At 73.8% G+C, this 16,598-nt stretch carries 16 protein-coding genes, 4 tRNA genes and 1 pseudogene; 13 read left to right on the top strand and 8 right to left on the bottom strand.

What is annotated here, in order from left to right:
- Positions 1-18 precede the first annotated feature (18 nt).
- Together BMZ50_RS01345 and BMZ50_RS01350 are read right to left on the bottom strand one after the other, a co-directional pair.
- On the bottom strand, positions 19-297 hold the full coding sequence (locus tag BMZ50_RS01345) for a hypothetical protein (protein WP_091320223.1): 279 nt from the start codon (positions 295-297) through the stop codon (positions 19-21).
- On the bottom strand, positions 294-515 hold the full coding sequence (locus BMZ50_RS01350) for a helix-turn-helix domain-containing protein (RefSeq protein ID WP_091320228.1): 222 nt from the start codon (positions 513-515) through the stop codon (positions 294-296). Before BMZ50_RS01350 ends, BMZ50_RS01345 begins: the two co-directional genes overlap by 4 nt.
- Positions 516-656: 141 nt before the next feature.
- Between BMZ50_RS01350 and BMZ50_RS01355 the strand changes: the two genes are divergently transcribed.
- Together BMZ50_RS01355 and BMZ50_RS25175 are read left to right on the top strand one after the other, a co-directional pair.
- Positions 657-1,301 carry a hypothetical protein gene (locus tag BMZ50_RS01355; RefSeq protein ID WP_091320232.1) on the top strand — a complete coding sequence of 215 codons (645 nt, stop codon included), beginning with the start codon at positions 657-659 and terminating at the stop codon, positions 1,299-1,301.
- A 158-nt stretch (positions 1,302-1,459) separates the two neighbouring features.
- Positions 1,460-2,368, top strand: a pseudogene (locus tag BMZ50_RS25175) (tyrosine-type recombinase/integrase); the annotation flags it as partial.
- 218 nt (positions 2,369-2,586) lie between these two features.
- On the opposite strand, the gene BMZ50_RS01375 reads toward BMZ50_RS25175, so the two are convergent.
- The 3 genes from BMZ50_RS01375 to BMZ50_RS01385 form a co-directional block, all read right to left on the bottom strand.
- Positions 2,587-2,659, bottom strand: a tRNA-Lys gene (locus BMZ50_RS01375).
- Between the two features lie 136 nt (positions 2,660-2,795).
- Complete coding sequence (locus BMZ50_RS01380; RefSeq protein ID WP_091320243.1) at positions 2,796-3,872, bottom strand: sensor histidine kinase; 1,077 nt, start codon at positions 3,870-3,872, stop codon at positions 2,796-2,798.
- Positions 3,869-4,690 carry an MEDS domain-containing protein gene (locus tag BMZ50_RS01385; RefSeq protein WP_091320247.1) on the bottom strand — a complete coding sequence of 274 codons (822 nt, stop codon included), beginning with the start codon at positions 4,688-4,690 and terminating at the stop codon, positions 3,869-3,871. Before BMZ50_RS01385 ends, BMZ50_RS01380 begins: the two co-directional genes overlap by 4 nt.
- Before the next feature lie 357 nt (positions 4,691-5,047).
- On the opposite strand from BMZ50_RS01385, the gene BMZ50_RS01390 reads away from it, so the two are divergent.
- Together BMZ50_RS01390 and BMZ50_RS01395 are read left to right on the top strand one after the other, a co-directional pair.
- On the top strand, positions 5,048-5,833 hold the full coding sequence (locus BMZ50_RS01390; protein ID WP_177212579.1) for an MEDS domain-containing protein: 786 nt from the start codon (positions 5,048-5,050) through the stop codon (positions 5,831-5,833).
- Positions 5,830-7,017, top strand: coding sequence for a sensor histidine kinase (locus tag BMZ50_RS01395; RefSeq protein ID WP_091320255.1), 1,188 nt, complete (start codon positions 5,830-5,832; stop codon positions 7,015-7,017). The genes BMZ50_RS01390 and BMZ50_RS01395 overlap by 4 nt, the downstream gene beginning before the upstream one ends.
- A 643-nt stretch (positions 7,018-7,660) precedes the next feature.
- On the opposite strand, the gene BMZ50_RS01400 is transcribed toward BMZ50_RS01395, so the two are convergent.
- The gene (locus BMZ50_RS01400; protein WP_091320259.1) at positions 7,661-8,539 is read right to left on the bottom strand and encodes a Rieske (2Fe-2S) protein; all 879 of its coding nucleotides are present in this window, start codon (positions 8,537-8,539) and stop codon (positions 7,661-7,663) included.
- A gap of 148 nt (positions 8,540-8,687) precedes the next feature.
- On the opposite strand from BMZ50_RS01400, the gene BMZ50_RS01405 reads away from it, so the two are divergent.
- The 3 genes from BMZ50_RS01405 to BMZ50_RS01415 are packed head-to-tail and all read left to right on the top strand — an operon-like array spanning position 8,688 to position 11,073.
- Positions 8,688-9,167 (top strand): GtrA family protein, encoded by a 480-nt coding sequence (locus BMZ50_RS01405; protein WP_218146043.1) that lies wholly within the window; start codon positions 8,688-8,690, stop codon positions 9,165-9,167.
- 47 nt (positions 9,168-9,214) lie between these two features.
- The gene (locus BMZ50_RS01410) at positions 9,215-10,708 is read left to right on the top strand and encodes a metallophosphoesterase (RefSeq protein WP_091320262.1); all 1,494 of its coding nucleotides are present in this window, start codon (positions 9,215-9,217) and stop codon (positions 10,706-10,708) included.
- 23 nt (positions 10,709-10,731) lie between these two features.
- Entirely contained in the window at positions 10,732-11,073 is a 342-nt protein-coding gene (locus BMZ50_RS01415) for a hypothetical protein (protein WP_091320266.1), read from the top strand.
- Positions 11,074-11,079: 6 nt separating this feature from the next.
- Here BMZ50_RS01415 and BMZ50_RS01420 read toward each other — a convergent pair whose 3' ends face one another.
- Positions 11,080-11,727 carry an AMIN-like domain-containing (lipo)protein gene (locus BMZ50_RS01420; protein WP_091320269.1) on the bottom strand — a complete coding sequence of 216 codons (648 nt, stop codon included), beginning with the start codon at positions 11,725-11,727 and terminating at the stop codon, positions 11,080-11,082.
- 254 nt (positions 11,728-11,981) lie between these two features.
- Here BMZ50_RS01420 and BMZ50_RS01425 point away from each other — a divergent pair.
- The 4 genes from BMZ50_RS01425 to BMZ50_RS24925 all read left to right on the top strand — a co-directional run bounded on the left by BMZ50_RS01425 (position 11,982) and on the right by BMZ50_RS24925 (position 12,551).
- Positions 11,982-12,054: transfer RNA gene (locus tag BMZ50_RS01425), tRNA-Glu, on the top strand.
- Between the two features lie 32 nt (positions 12,055-12,086).
- Positions 12,087-12,160, top strand: a tRNA-Asp gene (locus tag BMZ50_RS01430).
- Between the two features lie 23 nt (positions 12,161-12,183).
- Positions 12,184-12,257 (top strand) — tRNA-Phe (locus BMZ50_RS01435).
- Positions 12,258-12,416: 159 nt separating this feature from the next.
- Positions 12,417-12,551 (top strand): hypothetical protein, encoded by a 135-nt coding sequence (locus tag BMZ50_RS24925; RefSeq protein WP_281245379.1) that lies wholly within the window; start codon positions 12,417-12,419, stop codon positions 12,549-12,551.
- Between the two features lie 27 nt (positions 12,552-12,578).
- Here the strand turns inward: BMZ50_RS24925 and BMZ50_RS01440 are convergent, their stop codons facing one another.
- Positions 12,579-13,574 carry a glycosyltransferase gene (locus tag BMZ50_RS01440; RefSeq protein ID WP_091320271.1) on the bottom strand — a complete coding sequence of 332 codons (996 nt, stop codon included), beginning with the start codon at positions 13,572-13,574 and terminating at the stop codon, positions 12,579-12,581.
- Between the two features lie 454 nt (positions 13,575-14,028).
- On the opposite strand from BMZ50_RS01440, the gene BMZ50_RS01445 reads away from it, so the two are divergent.
- Positions 14,029-14,238 (top strand): hypothetical protein, encoded by a 210-nt coding sequence (locus BMZ50_RS01445; protein WP_091320274.1) that lies wholly within the window; start codon positions 14,029-14,031, stop codon positions 14,236-14,238.
- 163 nt (positions 14,239-14,401) lie between these two features.
- A complete protein-coding gene (locus tag BMZ50_RS01450) occupies positions 14,402-16,447 on the top strand; it encodes a transglycosylase domain-containing protein (RefSeq protein ID WP_091320278.1) in 2,046 nt (681 codons plus the stop codon).
- Positions 16,448-16,598: the final 151 nt, after the last annotated feature.

Raw genomic sequence — 16,598 nt, forward strand, 5'->3', positions numbered from 1 at the left:
GCGGACCCGGCGCCCCTGTCAGAGGCCGGAGACCGGCCGCAGGTTCGGCGGTGACGTCGTCACCGCGGATCGCGGGCTGTCAGCAGCCGGCTCGATGCCGAGGGCGGCCAGCAGGCCGTCGGGGCCGCCGGTGACCACGCGGTAGCGCGAGCCCAGGCGGACGACGCGGGCGGGGAACTGGCCGGCGCGGACGAGCTGGTACGCGAGCGTGCGTCCGCAGGACAGGGCACGTGCCGCGGTGACGACGTCGACGGTGGCTGGCAGCGCGGCGAGCTCGGCCTGGGTCATGGCGCTCATGCCGCTGCGTCCCGGAGTGCCTCGAGCAGGTCGCGGTAGGCGATGGCCCGTTCGCGGCGGGGCGCCACGATCCCGCGCTCCCAGCGGTGGACCGTGACGGGCGAGACCTGCAGCTCTGCCGCCAGATCGGCGAGCGAGACCCGGGCGTCGGTCCGGATGCGCCGTCGCACTGCCGGCGGGGGCAGTTGAGCCGCCTTGATGCTGTCGACCAGGCTCATGGAGAACTCCCTCTATCGGTGCAAGCTCAGACTTGCGCCGATGAGATTCCCCGTGGAACGGCCTTGCGTCAAGTCCAGCACGCTCAGACTCTGGATGTGCACTAGTAGGCGCAACGGCAGTGTTCGGATACGGTCACACCCGTGAGCGACCTCCCGACCGCCCCTGACCGCTTGGTCATCTCGTTGGCAGCGGACGACAAGGAGTGGCTCAGCCTGCGGCACGGCACTACCGGCTGGGCCGCCTACCGATCCGAGCGCCCCAGCAGCGAAAAGGCGCTCTTCTTCGTGCGCTTCGGCCTGGACCGCGAGGAGCCCAGCGAGGCGCTGATCGTCGTCCGCGAGGTGCTGATCTCGTTCTCCGGCGGGGCAGTGGCCTCCTCCCGGGTCCTCCGGGAGCTCCCCCTGGCGCGCATGGAGCAGGCCGTGAACCAGCCGGCCTGGCGGGACAAGGTGCTGCAGCGGCTGCCGAACTGGAACGCGGTGCAGATCCCGTTCCCCGAGGACCCTGGGCCCTCCGGCATTGGATGGTGGTTGGCCCACCCGCACCCCTACGCCTCCCCCAAGATCACCGTGGACGTCCCGGCTGGCCGTAGCCGGCCCGACGAGTTCTACGAGGCGGTCGCCCGCGGGTTCGGCTACCTCGCCTCGGTGAGCAAGCGACCAGCCCAGGAGATGGCTGAGGCGAATGGCGTGCCAGTGACGACCGTCCACGGCTGGGTCAAGGAGGCACGGCGCCGCGGCTTCCTGCCCGCCGGCGAACGCTCGAGGAAGGGAGGTGCCGCATGAGCGCCGACCGCCGCGGCCGGGTCTACCGCCGCTGCTCCTGCCGGGGCGAGGACGGCCGCCAGCTCGGCCAGGCCTGCCCGCGCCTGGCCACCGATGGCAAGCACGGCACCTGGTACTTCGCCGTTGACATGCCCGCCGAGGGCCGGAAGCGCCGCACCATGCGCCGCGGCGGCCACGCCACCAAGGCGGCCGCGAGCCGGGCCCTGGCCGACATCGCCAACCGGACCGCGCAGGGTGTGCGCGTCGACGACCGGGAGACCGTCGCTGCCTTCCTGGCGCGCTGGCTGCAGGTGAAGGCCACCGAGGCGAAGGCGACCACGCTGCGCTCCTACCGGGCGCACGTCGACAACGTCATCGTCCCAGCGATCGGGCACGTACCGATCGAGCGGCTCCGCGCTGAGCACGTCGAACAGCTCCTGGTCGACGCTGCCGCCGGTCGCGGCCCGGTGACCGTCCGGCGGATCCACGCGACGCTGCGGTCGGCGCTGAGCTACGGGGTCAAGACGCGCCGGCTGCCGTTCAACGTGGCCAGCAACGTCACCCCGCCGAACGGGGCCCGCCCCGAGGTGCAGCCGTGGTCAGCCGGCGAGCTCGTGACCTTCCTGCGGCACGTCGAGACCGACCGGCTCGGCCCGCTGTTCGAGGTCATCGCCGCTACCGGGCTGCGCCGCGGCGAGGCGCTCGGCCTGCGCTGGACCGACCTCGACCTGGCCAACCGCACCGCGCGGATCCGGCAGACCGTCGTCGACGTCGGCGGCCGGCTCGAGTTCTCCACCCCCAAGACGCGGTCGTCTGAGGCGACCGTGCCGCTCACCGAGCGCGCCGTCCAGGCGCTGCTGCAGTGGCGGCTCGGGCAGGACATCGACCGGCAGACCTGGGGCACCGCCTACGAGGATCACGGCCTGGTGTTCGCCCGGGAGAACGGCGCCCCGCTGCGGCCGGAGTACGTCACCCGCCGCTTCGTCGCGCTCAGCCAAGCCGCCGGCCTGCGCCAGGTGCGGCTGCACGACCTCCGGCACGGCGCGGCGTCCCTGCTGCTCGCCGCCGGCGTCCCCATGGCGATCGTGTCGAAGATGCTCCGGCACTCCTCCATCGGCATCACGGTCGACACCTACGGCCACCTGTCCGAGGACACCGCTCGGACCGCGTCGGACGCCATGGCGGCGGCGCTGGAGCGGGCCTTCGAGACCACCGCCGCGGCAGCTCGCGACCACGCTGCGACCACAGGGGGGTCCGTGGGCGCCGCACAGGGCGTTGACGTGGACGAACCTGCAGGTCAGAAGGGTGGGCCCCGTGGGGATCGAACCCACAACCCGCGGATTAAAAGTCCGCTGCTCTGCCAGTTGAGCTAGAGGCCCGGTGGGTGCAGATGACCCTCCAGACAACCCACGAGACAACGCGTGAGAGATCTGGGGCCGTCTGCGGCCCGACGCGAGGCTACCGCCGGCGCCGAGTGCCACCACGAGCAACGCACGGCCCGGCGTGCAGCGCCGCCTAGTAGAGCCGCTCCCGGAGCCGACGGGCCAACTCCCGCGCGTCGGCGCGGGCCCGGTCTGCCCGGGCGGCCGGGGTGTCGGCGGGTGCCGCCGATGACGACGTGGGGGGCGGGTCCGATCCGGGCAGGCTGGTAGCCAGGCGGACGGCGAACCCGGTCACGGTCCAGAACGCCTCCAGCGTGTCGCAGGCCTGCCGGACCAGCCACAGCCCCGCCCCAGCAGGTGGGACGCCGTCGCCCGGCGGGGTGCAGCCGGCCAGCGGGTCGTCGAACCCGTCCCCGCGGTCCGTGACCGTGCACTCGAGCCGGGTCGGCGTCGCCCACAGCCGGAAGGCGACCGGTGGGCGCCCGTGCCGCAAGGCGTTGAGGAGCACCTCGGCGACCGCCGCAGCGAAACGGCTGCGCAGCTGCCCGGGGTCGCCTGAGCCGTCCAGGGCGGCGCGCACTCGCGCGCGCAGCTCCGGCAGCCGGCCGACATCGGTCAGGTCTGCCAGCTGGAGCGTGGGCGGGATGTCTTCCGTTCGCCCCGCCCGGGTGGTCGGGGTCCGGCGCAGGACGGTCGCGGGGTCCACGTAACGGTGATTGGGCACGGGACCCGCGGGGGTCATCAGCGCGGGATGGGTCTCCTCGACGCCTTCGCAGATCGCGTCGGACAGCTCGCGTCGGTCGTAGGCGCACACGCTCGACAGCGGCAGCGGTCCCAGTGCGACGTTGAAGATCGCCTCGCAGCGGTGCCACTCGTGCCATTCGTCACCGGCCTGATCGACCGGGATCTCGCCGAGCAGCCGCACTCCGGAGGCCCCGGCCACCAGCTGGCGGCGGACCACCCGGCGGAGCGTGGCGATCACCTGCGAGGTCCGGGTGTAGATCCCCTCCCGCGGCAGGACGAGGATGCGGTCGTCGTGACCGAGGGCCTCGGCCAGCAGGGTGCTGCTCTCCTCCCGGCAGGCGAGCACGACCGCCTCGCCGGCGGCCAGCCCGTCGGCGAAGAACGGCACGACCGCGGACGCCAGGTCCTCGGCGGAGCGGCAGAGGAGCGCGGCGTGCAGGTGGGCTGGTCCGGTGATGGAGGTCATCGCTCACCCCCCACCAGGTGCATGCCGGGGAGCTCGTCGACCTCCAGCATGCGCATCGCGAGCTCGACCGGCGGTTGCAGGGCGACGAGCACGACGTGGCCGCCCGACGACCGGTAGTAACGGGTGGCGTCGTCGAGCCGCCAGCACGAACCGGCGTCGACGTAGGTGACCTCGCCCAGGTCCACCCACAGCACCTGCGACCGGTGACGGCTCGCGGCGCTCAGCACCGCAGTGAAGACGTCGGTGTTGGTGGCGTCGACCTCTCCGTGCAGTGCCAGCCCGTCCAGGTCCCGGCTGGTGGAGAAGGACGACTGGTGCACGCCGGACAGGTGCGTGGCGACTGCGTCGTCCAGCCACGTGCCGGTGGTGGTCGCCTCGGAGTACTGGCACATCGCGCTCATCGGCAGGTCGCCGACGAGCGCGTCGAGCTGTTGCTCGACACCGTGGACCCCGCTGGGTGAGAGGACGCTCAGCGCCGCCCGCACCTCCGCCGAGATGCGCACCGCCGGGAACCCCTCGGCGAGCGCGCGCTCCACGACCACGCGCTGGCCCTCCGGCGGATAGAACTCCTCCGGCGGCAGCACCACGAGCTGCCCCTCGCCGACGGCGGCGGCAACGTCCACACCCCGCGCCTCCAGCACCGGGACCAGCGCGACCTCCGGCATGAGCGGAAGCTCGGTGTAGATGATCTTCTCGCCCAGCTCCAGCCCACGACGAACCCAGGCGATCAGACCGGCCAGCCGCTCGCCCTCGGTCCGGTGCAGCAGCAGGACGTGCCCGTCCCACTCGGTGCCCGGAGCGTCCCGGACATCCCCCACAGGCCAACGCTAGCGTGGAGCACGCCGCTCAGGAGAAGGACGAGACGCCGACGACCGCCCGGAAAGGCGCCGTTCCGGAAGTGGTGCTGCTGCGCTCCACCGAGGAACGGCGCCCGTGCCGAAAGCCCGACGATCACGATGCGCCGGCGAGGCGAAGCGGCAGGTCCAGGCGTCTTCTGCATCCACCAGAGGCCCGGTGGGTGCAGAGAACCCTCCTACTCCCGGCCCCGCCGGAGGTCCAACATTCTCCCCGGAACGCGGAGTGGGCGCCCGGAACCCGGGTACCGGGGGCACATGCGCCCGAACGGTCGCGCCGGTTCCGCTGCGAGTCGTCGTCCACGGGGCCATGTGTGCTGCGTGTACGACGATGTCGGCAAGTTCCGCCGCCGTCTGACCGCCTTCTTCGCCGCCGGACTGCGCGCCGGTTGCCGGGTGACCTACGTCGGCCTCGGTGGCGCGGAAGGGTCGCGGGCGGACCTGGTGGGGCTGCCCGACCTCGATCGGCGGCTGGCCGACGGGTCGGTCCGGATCCTGTCGCTCCAGGACGTGTACGGGGACGCCCACACCGTCGACCCCGACCGGGTGGTCGGCCTCTACGCGGCCGCGACCGAGCAGGCCCTGGCCGACGGGTTCCGCGGCCTGCGGGTCGCCGCGGACGGCTCGGAGCTGGTCCGCTCACCCGCGCACCTGGACGCGTTGGCTCGGTACGAATTCCTGGCCGACCGGTACATGGCCGACCATCCGCTGTCAGCGCTGTGCGGCTACCGGCTCGACCTCGGGCACGAGACCGTGAACGAGCTGGCGTCGCTGCACGCCACCGGCTCCTCGGGAGGAACGGGCTTCACGCTCTTCGGCTGCGCGGACGGCGCCATCGGCCTCGGGGGGGAGTACGACCCGACCAGCGTCACGGTGCTCCGGCGGCTCCTGACCCGCATCCGGGCGGGAGTCGATGACGGGACCGTCGTCATCGACATGGCCGACGTCGAGTACGTCGACCACCGGCTGCTGCTGACGCTCAGCGCCCACGCACGGGAGCAGGGGGTGGCGTTGTCACTGCGCTCGGCACCGCCGTTCACGACCCGGCTGATGGAGCTGCTCGCCGCGTCCTGCCTGCAGCGCGCAGAGGAAGGGACGGACACATGAGGACCGGACCAGCGCGCGGCTCTACCGGGAACTTCCACGAGGCGGGGTTCTACGGCTCGGATCATGAGTTCCTGGCCCTGATCCACCCGTTCGTGACCGGCGGGCTGGCCGCCGGGGAGCCGGTGGTGATCGGCTACGACGAGCGCAAGTGCGACCTGCTCCGGACGGCGCTGCCCCACCCCGAGGCTGTCACCTTCATCGCCGACACCAGCCTGTACGCCACGCCGGCGCGCGCCATCGAGGCCTACCGGCAGCAGTTCGAGAAGCACGTGGCGGCCGGCGCCGAGCAGATCCGGATCGCCGGCGACGTCCCGCACGAGGGCAACGGCGGTCGGTTCGCGGGCTGGGACCGCTACGAGTCCGCCGTGAACGTCGTCTGGCAGGACTACCCGGTGTACAGCCGCTGCCTCTACGACGCCACCACCGTGGCCGACCCCGTGCGCGACGTCGTCGAGCGCACCCACCGCCGGCTCGTCATCCCCGACGGCGGTGCCGTCCCGAGCCCGCGCTACCAGGAGGCTCCCGAGTTCGAGGCCCTTCCCCCGACGGCCGATCCGCTGGAGGCGACCGTCCCGAGCGTGCGCCTGGGCGATGCGTCGCTGAAGCGGACCCGGCGCCTTGTCTGCGAGGCCGTGCGGGAGCGGCTCGACCCCGCCGCGTGCGACGCGGTCATGTTCGCGATGTCCGAGGCCGTCATCAACGCCCAGTTGTACGGTCGCCCGCCGGTCGGGGTGCGGGTCTGGACGGCACCGGGCCGGGTCGTCGTGCGCGTGCACGACGCCGGCCCCGGCCCCTCCGACCGGCTCACCGGCCTCGTTCCCGCACCGGAGGGCACGTCGGGCGCCGGGCTCGGGCTGTGGCTCAGCCACCAGCTGCCCGACGTCGAGGTCGGCCTGCTCACCGACGGCGAGGGGTTCACCGTCCGGCTGCGAGCCGGGGCGCCATCCGACACGTCCGGAGACGCCGCCGGCGGCGGCCTGCGCGCCGGGACGCTGCACGGCGCCCCGCCCGGCACAGGCACCGTGCACGTGATCGACGGGGATGGCTCGTCGCTGTGCGAGATCGTCGACGCGGCCGACCTCCACCCCCTCGACGGCCTGGGCTGGCCCGACCTCCCGGCCGGTCAGCAGTGCCCCCGCTGCCGGCTGGTCATCGACGTCGACGACGGCTCGCCCCGGCGGTAGCCACTCTCCCGGCCGGAAGCCGGCGCCGGCCGCTGCTGCTCGCCGGCCCGCTGGTGGACCAGCGGAGCCTGACCGACGTCCGCCCCCAGGAACGGACCTCGGCATCGACGAAGTAGGCACCTCACTGCCACCTCCGGCAACCAGACGTCCCGACCGTCGCACGACGATGTCCGGGATCGGCGCACCCGGCTACCACCACTCGGCAGACCCCGCCCGCCCTGCGGCTCGTTCCCTCAGAGGACGTCGAAGACCAGCAGCAGGAGCAGGGTCAGCAGAGCCGACACCGCCAGCGAGCCGAGGCAGCCCAACCGGCTGGAGAAGAGGAAGAACACGCTCGGCTGGGTGCCCTGGCGAGCCCGCCCCGAATCGGAACCTCACGTTCGGTGTTCTAGCTCACGGCGTTTCACCCGCTCAGGGGATGCCGGGATGCAGTATCGCTTACCTAGCGTGATTTCCGGCCGAACGGGTTCCCGCAGCCCGATGGCCCCTCGTGCTCCGGTCCGGCCGTTCCGTTCCCCCCGGGACGGCCGGACCGGATCCCACGGTCAGCCCCGCATGGGCGCGCGACCAGCTCCTGGCGCACCGCACGCGGGAGCCGTCGTGCCGCCGCCGGCGCGGCGCGGGACTTCCCGGCCCGGGAGACCTACCGCTGGTGGGCCGGCAGCCGGGCCAGGACTCGGCCGGCCTCCATGCGGACCTCGAGCTTCTCCTGCGGATCGGCCGACGGTCCACGGCGCGGGTGGCCGGTCGCCAGGTCGAACGCCGACCCGTGCAGGGGGCAGACGAGGCACTCGTGCCCGCGAATCTCCGCCACCGCGCCCTCGTGGAGCGGGCCGGACAGGTGCGCGCACGTCCCGATGAACACGTCCACCCGGGTTCCCCGCCGGACCGCGGCCAGGGGCACCGCGACACCGTTGCCCCGCCCGGTGCGCAGCACCGGCCGCCGCTCGGGCAGGTCGTCGAGCGGGCCGAGGTCGATCCAGTCGGGAGCCAGCGCCCGGGCCGCGGTCGCCGCGTGCGACGCCCCGGAGGACTCCGCGTAGGCCATGTGGCCGCCGATGGCGGCCGCCCCCGAGGCGACCCCGAGCCCGGCGTAGGAGAGCACACGGCCGAGCGTCCCCCGCCCCCGGCTACGGGCGGCCAGCGAGCTCACGTACAGCCCGAGCGCGACGCTGTTGGCCACCGCGTGCAGCGCGCCCAGCCGGCGGACCCCCGAGCTCTGCTCCGACCAGTCCGCCGCCCCGGTCAGCGCCGCGGGGACGGCGGCGGCGACCCCGGTGCCGATCAGCACCGTCGCCGCGGGCCGCAGCGGGGGTAAGGCGTCGAGCAGCCCGGCGGACAGCCAGCTGCCGACGGGAACCTGCGCCAGCACCGGGTGCAGCGGGTGGCCGAGCCAGGTGCCGTGCAGGACGTCCTTGACCGCCTGCGGGAGTGTCGACTGCACGGCCTGCCGGGCCGGCTCGATCGCCTTGTCGAAGGTCGTCACGTCCGCGACCCGGTCCAGGATCCCCAAGAGGCTCATGACCACCCGGTACCCGTTCCGGACGGCGACGATGCCGCGTGATCGGTCCCACACACACCCGGGTGGGCGACACGGGAATATCAGCTCGCCACCAGGGGATTGCCCGGAGCACCCTGGACAACTGCACCGTGCCCCCGAGAGGACCCTCGTGACCTGCCCTTCGCTGCTGTGCCGCCGCTCCGCGGCTGGTGACCTGGTCGGCGTCCTGGCCGCCCGGGTGCGCGCGGAGGACACCCTGGGTCAGTTCTGCCGGTTCATCCTCGTCGGGGGCGCCACCACGCTGGTCTACGCCGCGCTCTACGTCGCCCTGCGCGACCTGGGGTACCTGCCGGCGCACCTGCTCGCGACCGCCGCCTCGACCGCGCTGGCCAACGAGATGCACCGCCGGCTCACCTTCCGGGCCGAGGAGCGGGTGCACTGGTTCACCGCCCAGTGGGAGGCCGGCGGCATCACGGTCCTGGGCCTGGTCGGCACGAGCACGGCGCTCGGCCTGCTCGACTCGATGACCGGCACGGCGCCCGTCCTCGCGCAGGTGGCCCTGGCGGTCGCGGTGACCGCGCTGATCGGCCTGATGCGGTTCGTGGCGCTGCGCTGGATCTTCCGCTCCCCGGTGGCCGACCCCGCCTGACCTGCGTCGCACGGCGCCGGGGACGCCCGCTCACTAGCCTCGGAGTGATGAGCGAGCCGAGCCGCCCCGGCCCCGCACGTCGCTCGCGGCTGCTGCGCACCGCCCGCCGCTGGACGGTGCGGCTGGTCGTCGCGCTGGCCGGCGCGCTGCTCGGCGTCCTGCTGCTCGGCCGCGTCGAGGCCCCCATCGGCCCCTTCGACGCGACGGTGGCCCTCCGCCCCGCCGGTGGCGGCGCCCACCTGGACATTCCGCCGCTGGGCGCGCTGGAGGTCGACGCCTACGACGGGCCGCTGCAGCTGGACCTCCAGCTCCGGCGGGTCGACGAGGTCCGCGCGGAGGCACTGGCCACCAACCCGGTGCTGCTGGACGGCGTGGTCGACCAGGTGAGCGAGGACCTGCGGGACGCCGTCGTGAAGGTGTCCTGGATGACCGCCCTGGCCGCGGTCGCGGGCGCCGCCGGCGCGTCGCTGCTACTCCTCCGCCGTCCCCGTGAGGTGTTCCTCACCCTCGGCGTCGCCACCGGGCTGGTCGCCGGCACCGCCGGCCTGGCCGCGGCCACCTGGCGGCCGCAGGCACTGTCGCAGCCCACCTACACCGGGCTGCTGGTCAATGCGCCGAGCCTGATCGGCAGCGCGCAGGAGATCGTGGCCCGCTTCGACGCCTACCGCGCCTCCCTCGAGGACCTGGTGGCCAACGTCGGCACCCTCTACTCGGCCCTCTCCGCCCTTCCCGCCCCCGGCGGGACCGACGACACCGTCGCCCTCCTGCACGTCTCCGACCTGCACCTCAACCCGGCCGGCTTCGACCTGGTGCGGCAGGTCGCGACCCAGTTCGACGTCGACGGCATCCTCGACACCGGGGACATCACCGACTGGGGCAGCGAACCGGAGAACAGCCTGATCACCGCGGTCGGCACCCTGGACGTGCCGTACGTGTTCATCCGCGGCAACCACGACTCCGCCGTCACCGGCGGGCTGGTCGCCGCGCAGCCCAACGCCACCGTGCTCGACGACTCCGAGGTCACCGTGGCCGGCATCTCCGTGGTGGGGACGCCGGACCCGCGGTTCACCCCGGACAAGGACGCCACCGGCGACCCCGGGTCCCTCGAGCAGAGCGGCGAGGAGCTGGCCGAGATCGCCGACGGGCTGCCCGAGCCCCCGGCGATCGCCATGGTCCACGACCCCCGGCAGGCGCCGCCGCTCGACGGCGCCGTCCCGCTGGTGCTCGCCGGGCACACTCACGAGCGGGAGGTGACCGAGCTGGAGGAGGGCACCCGCCTCATGGCCCAGGGGTCGACCGGGGGCGCGGGGCTGCGCGGGCTCCAGGGGGAGTTCCCCGAGCCGCTCACCTGCACGGTGCTCTACCTGGATCGAGCGACCGGAGCGCTGACCGCCTACGACGACGTCACCCTGGGCGGGCTCGGGGAGACCGAGGTCACCATCGAACGGACCGTCGTCGGGCCGCCGGCCCCGGACAACGGCGAGACCGGCACCGACGGCGGCACCGAGCCCACGGGCACCCCGGCCTCCCCGACCGGCTGACCGTCCGGTCCTAGGCTCGCCGCATGGTCTCGAAGACGACGTCGAAGCGCGCCGGCCGCCTGTCCACCGGCACCCTCGCCGGCGCCCTGGTGCTGCTGCCGCTGGGCGCGTGCACGTTCGGCTCGGACACCGTCTCCTGCAGCACGAGCTCCTGCACGGTGACGCTGAGCGGGAACGACGCCGAGGTGGAGATCCTCGGCACCACCCTGGCCTTCGGCGGCGTCCAGGACGGCCGGGCGACGCTGAGCGTGGGCAACGCCAGCGTCTCCTGCGCGGAGGGGGAGACCGTGTCGGCCGGCCCCCTGTCCCTGGAGTGCACCTCGGTGCAGGACGACTCCGTGAAGCTGACCGCCAGCCTGGGCTGAGCGACCTCAGCTCGGGTCGGCGACCTCCAGCACGATCCGGGTGGGGCCCTCCAGCGCGTAGACGCGGAAGGGCACCTCCTCGGTCGTCCCCACGAACGCGACCGAGGTGCCCTCGAAGGTGGCGTCCCAGGCGACCTCGGTGACCGTGTCGGTGTCGGTGCCGGACAGCGGATCCGGTCCGGTCCACTCGTCCGCGCCGGTGTCGTAGGGGTAGCCGACGCCGGTCAGCGTGACCTGCAGGACCGTCCCGCCGGCGACCGCGACCGGTTCGCCGCTGCCCTGGGAGATGGCCTGGTCGACGTATCGGACGTCCCAGCCGGGCGTGCCGGTGCCCTCGACCTCGAAGACCACCCGGTCGAAGCCCTCGTGCCCGCCGGTCCGGATGTCGGTGACGGTGACCAGTGAGTCGGCCGACGGGTCGGCGCTGTCCGGCTCGGCGTTCGCCGGGAACGCGGGCGCGTCACCACCCTCGGCCGCCCCCTCGCCGCTGCCCCCCGACGGCGTGCCGCCCTGGGTGCTCTCCGCGGCCGGCGCCGAGCCCGCGGTCCCCGACGACGAGGCGGTGGCGGTGTCGCCGTTCCCGCCGCACCCGGCCAGCAGGCCGGCGGCGAGGAGCAGGGAGGGCAGGGCGACGGCGGTACGACGGCGGCTCACCCCCCGAGGGTGACACCTGCGGGGTCGCGCAGCCGCGAGGACGGCCCCGTGTCGCCCAGTTGGGTGCCCGCGTCGCCCGGGTTCCCCGTCGCCGGGAGCGGACACGCCGCACCCCACCGCCCCGCGCACGCCGGCACTCGCCGCTGACCAGCGCGGATATCATCGGAGGGTCCGCCGGGCGGGCCGCTGGGGCACCCCCCGTCACGAGCCCTCCGTGGAGCATGTATCGTTCTCGTCGCCCCCGGCAAGCACGAGCCCCCATCGTCTAGCGGTCCAGGACGCCGCCCTTTCAAGGCGGTAGCACGGGTTCGAACCCCGTTGGGGGCACGCACGACACGCAGTACCAGCACGACCAGCAAGGCCCTGTAGCGCAGTTGGTTAGCGCGCCGCCCTGTCACGGCGGAGGTCGCGGGTTCGAGTCCCGTCAGGGTCGCTCTCCGGTGGAGACACCGGGAGGGGCAGGTAGCTCAGTCGGTACGAGCGCTCGCCTGAAAAGCGAGAGGTCGGCGGTTCGACCCCGCCCCTGCCCACACCAACGTCCTCCCTCCGTCGCGGTCCGGCCTCGTGGGCCGGGACCGCTGCCACGGTGGTTTCTCCTGAGGGCGCTCTCTCCGAGCCCGAACGCGGCGGTCGGCAGGGCGTACCGTCCTCCCAGGGAGCCGCTCAGGCTTCCGATGAGGGAGCTCACCATGGCCGACAAGTCCCCCCGGCACACGACGTCGAAGAAGCCGGGCAAGTCGATCAAGGAGAAGCGCAGCGAGCGCAAGGCCAAGGCCGACACCACATCGCAGATGGAGCGGCTGACGCACGACAAGAAGCGCTGAGCGGCGCCCGGCTCCCGACGTCCCCCGTCAGGCGCGGTCGGCGACCACCTGCGTGTACACCTGCTCGTGCACGGCCTGCACCGCGGCGCGCTGCTCGGCCCGCCAGGCCCGGTCCGCCGGGCGCGGCGCCGGCCGGGTCAGCGCGGCAGCGACGGCCGCGTCCAGGGACACCGGGTCGAAGCCCCGCTCCTCGTCGTTGCCGTAGGTCACCACATCCGCCCACTGATCGGCGAACCACCCGCAGGTGGGCGCGACGACCCGCGTCCCGACGTCCCGGCAGATCTCCAGATCCCGGGAGTGGGTGCCGCAGCGCTCCGGCAGGACGGCGACGTGCAGCTCCTGCAGCTGGCCGACCCAGCCGTCCGCCTTGCGCGGCAGCACCTCCAGGCGGTCGCCGGCGCCGATCGGCACGGGCGGCTCGACGCCGTCGTCGAGGAACACCCGCAGCCGGCCGCCGCCGTTCACCGCCCCGGAGAGGGCGGCCCGGACGAGCCCGGCCGGATCGGGCACCGCCGGGCCCGGCGCGCCCAGCGCCAGGCCGACCAGGCCGCGCTCGGCACCCAGGTCGGGCACCGGCGTCGCCACCGAGGGGTGGGCGACCACGATGGCCGTCCGGCCGAAGCGCTCGGTGATCTCCTCGGCCGCGCCGGGGGTCAGGGTGAGCACCACCTCAGCGGTGGCCAGCAGCGCCGCGAGGTGGGCATCGTGCCGCCGCGCCGAGGGCTGCGCCGGGTCGCGCAGCTGGTGCACGGTCGTCACCAGGGGGACGCCGGTCCGGCGCACCGCCTCGGTCCAGCTCACCATCTCGTCCTCGGGGAGGTGGCCGTAGCCGGTGTGCAGGTGGACGACGTCGACATCGTCGGCATGCGCGGAGAGGTAGGCGGGGTCCAGCCACGGGCTCGGGACGTGCGCCGGGCCGACCCGCTCGACACCGGCGGGCAGGACCGCGTCGACGTAGGGGTCGGTGTGCGGCACGGTCACCACTCGGAGCCGCCGGGAGGCCGGCGCGTCGTCACTTCTCACGCGGTCGTACTCCTCCTGCTGCCGCGCTCTGCGACGGCAGGGGCGCTTCTCCGGGACGGATCGGGGGATCGGAACCCTACGACTACCCATCATCCGCGCGTCAAACCCGTGACGTCACACCGGGTGATCGCGTCCACCCGTTCGGGTCACGACGCCGGTTACCGAGGCGCCTCCGCCAGGGCCGCGAGGGGGGCGCGCACCCGCGTGATCGCCGGCGCGCCCTCCCCCTCGGCCGACGCGACCCGCCTCACCGAGCCCGCGCGCACGTCCCGGCGGCGACCACCCCCGGGGTGCTGAGCGGAGGAAGCCCCGAGCGTGAGGGCGCAACTGTGTTGATCCCCCAGTGACTGGTGTGACGGCGGTGTCGTGATCCGGCAGATCCTGTGCAATGGTCTGCTCACGTTGGGAGGCATTCGCCTGTGACACGGACCGGTCCGGCCCTTACGTTCGGTGCATGTTCACGACGCTTGCGGTGATCGGTGGTCTTCTCGTCGGGTTGATCGGCCTGCTCGCGCTCATCGTCAGCCTGAGCGCCCGGCCGGCACCGAGCCGCGGCTCGGTGCCGGCCGGGAACGCGGACTGGGTCGCCGCCACGGGCCGGCGGCACCCCGACGCCTGGACGGCGCCGGTCGCCTCCACCTCGGAGTTCCCCGCGGTCCGCTGACCGCCCCTGGTTCCGGCGTCCCGGCGGCTGCGGGCAGCGCGCCGCCGGGACGCTCCGGGCGTGTCGCCGCGCCCAGCTCCCTGTGCCGGAACGCGGCCGTGCGTGAGGATTCGGGTCGCGTCGACCCGCTCCCCCGGGTCGCCCGGCGCCGGCGAGGTCGCACATGGCACGGTTGGATCCCCAGCGACGCCCCCGTCCCCGGCTGCGCGCCGCCGGACTGCTGCTCGGGGTCCTCCCGCTCGCCGGTGCGCTGCTCGCGTCACTGCTCCTGCCCTGGATCGTGGGCCCGGGGCTGGCGGCCGGCCACACGGCGTCCCTGCTGGAGCCGCTGCCCGTCGAGCTGACCGACGCCACCCCGGTGGGCAGGTCCACCGTGCTGGCCGCCGACGGGTCGTTGATCACGTACTTCTACAGCCACAACCGGACGCCGGTGCACGCCGGGCAGATCGCCGCGGTGATGAAGCAGGCGATGGTCGATGCCGAGGACACCCGCTTCTACGAGCACCGCGGCCTGGACGTGCAGGGCACGCTGCGCGCGCTGGTCACCAACCTCTCGGCGGGCACGGTGCGCGAGGGCGGCTCGACGATCACCCAGCAGCTGGTCAAGCAGACCCTGCTGCAGACGGCCACCACCCCCGAGGAGCGGCAGGCGGCCACCGAGCAGAGCCTGGGCCGCAAGCTCCGGGAGGCGCGGCTGGCACTGGCCCTGGAGGAGAAGTACTCCAAGGAGGAGATCCTCACCCGCTACCTGAACATCGTGTACTTCGGCGAGGGCGCCTACGGCGTGCAGGCCGCAGCCCAGGCCTACTTCGGCGTGCCCGCCGCCGACCTGACCCTGGCGCAGGCGGCCATGCTGGCCGGCCTGGTGCAGACCCCGACCGCCGACAGCCCGCTGGCCGATCCGGACCGCGCCCGCGAGCGGCGCAACGATGTGCTCGAGCGGATGGCGCGGCGGGGGCACATCACCGAGCAGCAGGCGGCGAAGATCGAGCCCGAGCCGGTGCGGCCGGCCCCCGGCCCCGCCCCGCCCAACGGCTGCGTGGGCGCGGTCATCGGCGGCTTCTTCTGCGACTTCCTCCAGCGCCACCTGGTGCAGAACCTCGGGATCTCCCAGGAGCAGCTGGAGAACGGCGGGCTCACCATCCGGACGACCCTGCGCCCGGACCTGCAGGCCGCCGCCGACCGGGCGGTCCTGGGCAACCTGCCGATGGGGGATCCGCTCGCGGCGACGTTCACCGCGGTGGAGCCGGGCACCGGCAAGGTCCTGGCGATGAGCGTCAACCGGCGGTTCGGCTACGACGCCGCCGACCCGGCGCAGGAGTCGGTGAACCTCAATGTCGCCGCCAGCCAGGGCGCCGGCTCCACCTACAAGGTGTTCGTGGCCGCCGCGGCGCTCGAGCGGGGGATCCCGCCGTCGAACGTCATCACCGCGAGCGAGCCGTACGTCTCCCGGGTGTACCGCAACGGCACCGCGCCCTACGTCGTCGACAACGTGGGCGACAACTACCCGCCCACCCTCACCCTGGAGGAGGCGCTGATCCGCTCCTCCAACACCTACTTCGTGGCCCTGGAGGACCAGCTGGGCAGCGTGGAGGGGCCGGTGCGGGCGGCCCAGCGGATGGGGCTGTTCTCCCTGGACCCGGTGGCCGACACGATCATCGCCCAGCGCCGCGGCTCCTTCACCCTCGGCCCGGAGGCGACCAGCCCCCTGGCACTGGCCAGCGCCTACTCCACCCTGGGCGCGAACGGCACCCAGTGCGTGCCCACGCCGGTGACCGAGGTGTTCGACGCGAACGGGCAACCGGTCACCGACTCCAGCGGCACCCCGATCCCGATCGGCTTCACCTGCACCCCGGAGGCGGTGCCCTCGGCGGTGGCGACCACGCTCAACCAGATCCTCGTCGGCGACACCGCGCTGCCGATCGGCACCGGCACCCGGGCCGCCATCCCGGGCCACCAGATCGCCGGCAAGACGGGCACCAGCCAGGACCGGTTCTCGGTCGCGTTCGTCGGCTACACCCCCCGGTACGCCGCCAGCGTGATGGTGTTCAACCCGAAGCGGAACCAGGACGTCGGCGGGTTCGGCGGCGGCCGCGGGGCGCAGATCTGGCACGACGCGATGCTGCCGATCGTGTCCGCCCAGCCGCCGGCGCCCTTCCCGCCGCCGGGCATCCCCCTGGGCCCGCCACTGGGGCCGCCGCCGGGCTGACCCGTCGCGGCCGGCCGACACGCTGCGCCGGCTGATCGGGCTGCCGGCCCGCGACCGCCACCGGTGGACCGACGACGTGTGGAGGGCCGACGCCCCCCGGTGGAGTGCGCCCGCTCTCGGGACACGGTGCACCGCTCCGCGCCGGCCGGCT

This window comes from Geodermatophilus ruber (genome assembly GCF_900114385.1).
Classification (GTDB): domain Bacteria; phylum Actinomycetota; class Actinomycetes; order Mycobacteriales; family Geodermatophilaceae; genus Geodermatophilus; species Geodermatophilus ruber.

What these genes read in the sequence shown, in the direction of transcription:
- BMZ50_RS01350 (WP_091320228.1), bottom strand. Translation starts at nt 515, where the DNA reads ATGAGCCTGGTCGACAGCATCAAGGCGGCTCAACTGCCCCCGCCGGCA.
- BMZ50_RS01395 (WP_091320255.1), top strand. Translation starts at nt 5,830, where the DNA reads ATGAGGACCGGACCAGCGCGCGGCTCTACCGGGAACTTCCACGAGGCG.
- BMZ50_RS01410 (WP_091320262.1), top strand. Translation starts at nt 9,215, where the DNA reads ATGAGCGAGCCGAGCCGCCCCGGCCCCGCACGTCGCTCGCGGCTGCTG.
- BMZ50_RS01380 (WP_091320243.1), bottom strand. Translation starts at nt 3,872, where the DNA reads ATGACCTCCATCACCGGACCAGCCCACCTGCACGCCGCGCTCCTCTGC.
- BMZ50_RS01445 (WP_091320274.1), top strand. Translation starts at nt 14,029, where the DNA reads ATGTTCACGACGCTTGCGGTGATCGGTGGTCTTCTCGTCGGGTTGATC.
- BMZ50_RS01450 (WP_091320278.1), top strand. Translation starts at nt 14,402, where the DNA reads ATGGCACGGTTGGATCCCCAGCGACGCCCCCGTCCCCGGCTGCGCGCC.
- BMZ50_RS01345 (WP_091320223.1), bottom strand. Translation starts at nt 297, where the DNA reads ATGAGCGCCATGACCCAGGCCGAGCTCGCCGCGCTGCCAGCCACCGTC.
- BMZ50_RS01400 (WP_091320259.1), bottom strand. Translation starts at nt 8,539, where the DNA reads ATGAGCCTCTTGGGGATCCTGGACCGGGTCGCGGACGTGACGACCTTC.
- BMZ50_RS01415 (WP_091320266.1), top strand. Translation starts at nt 10,732, where the DNA reads ATGGTCTCGAAGACGACGTCGAAGCGCGCCGGCCGCCTGTCCACCGGC.
- BMZ50_RS24925 (WP_281245379.1), top strand. Translation starts at nt 12,417, where the DNA reads ATGGCCGACAAGTCCCCCCGGCACACGACGTCGAAGAAGCCGGGCAAG.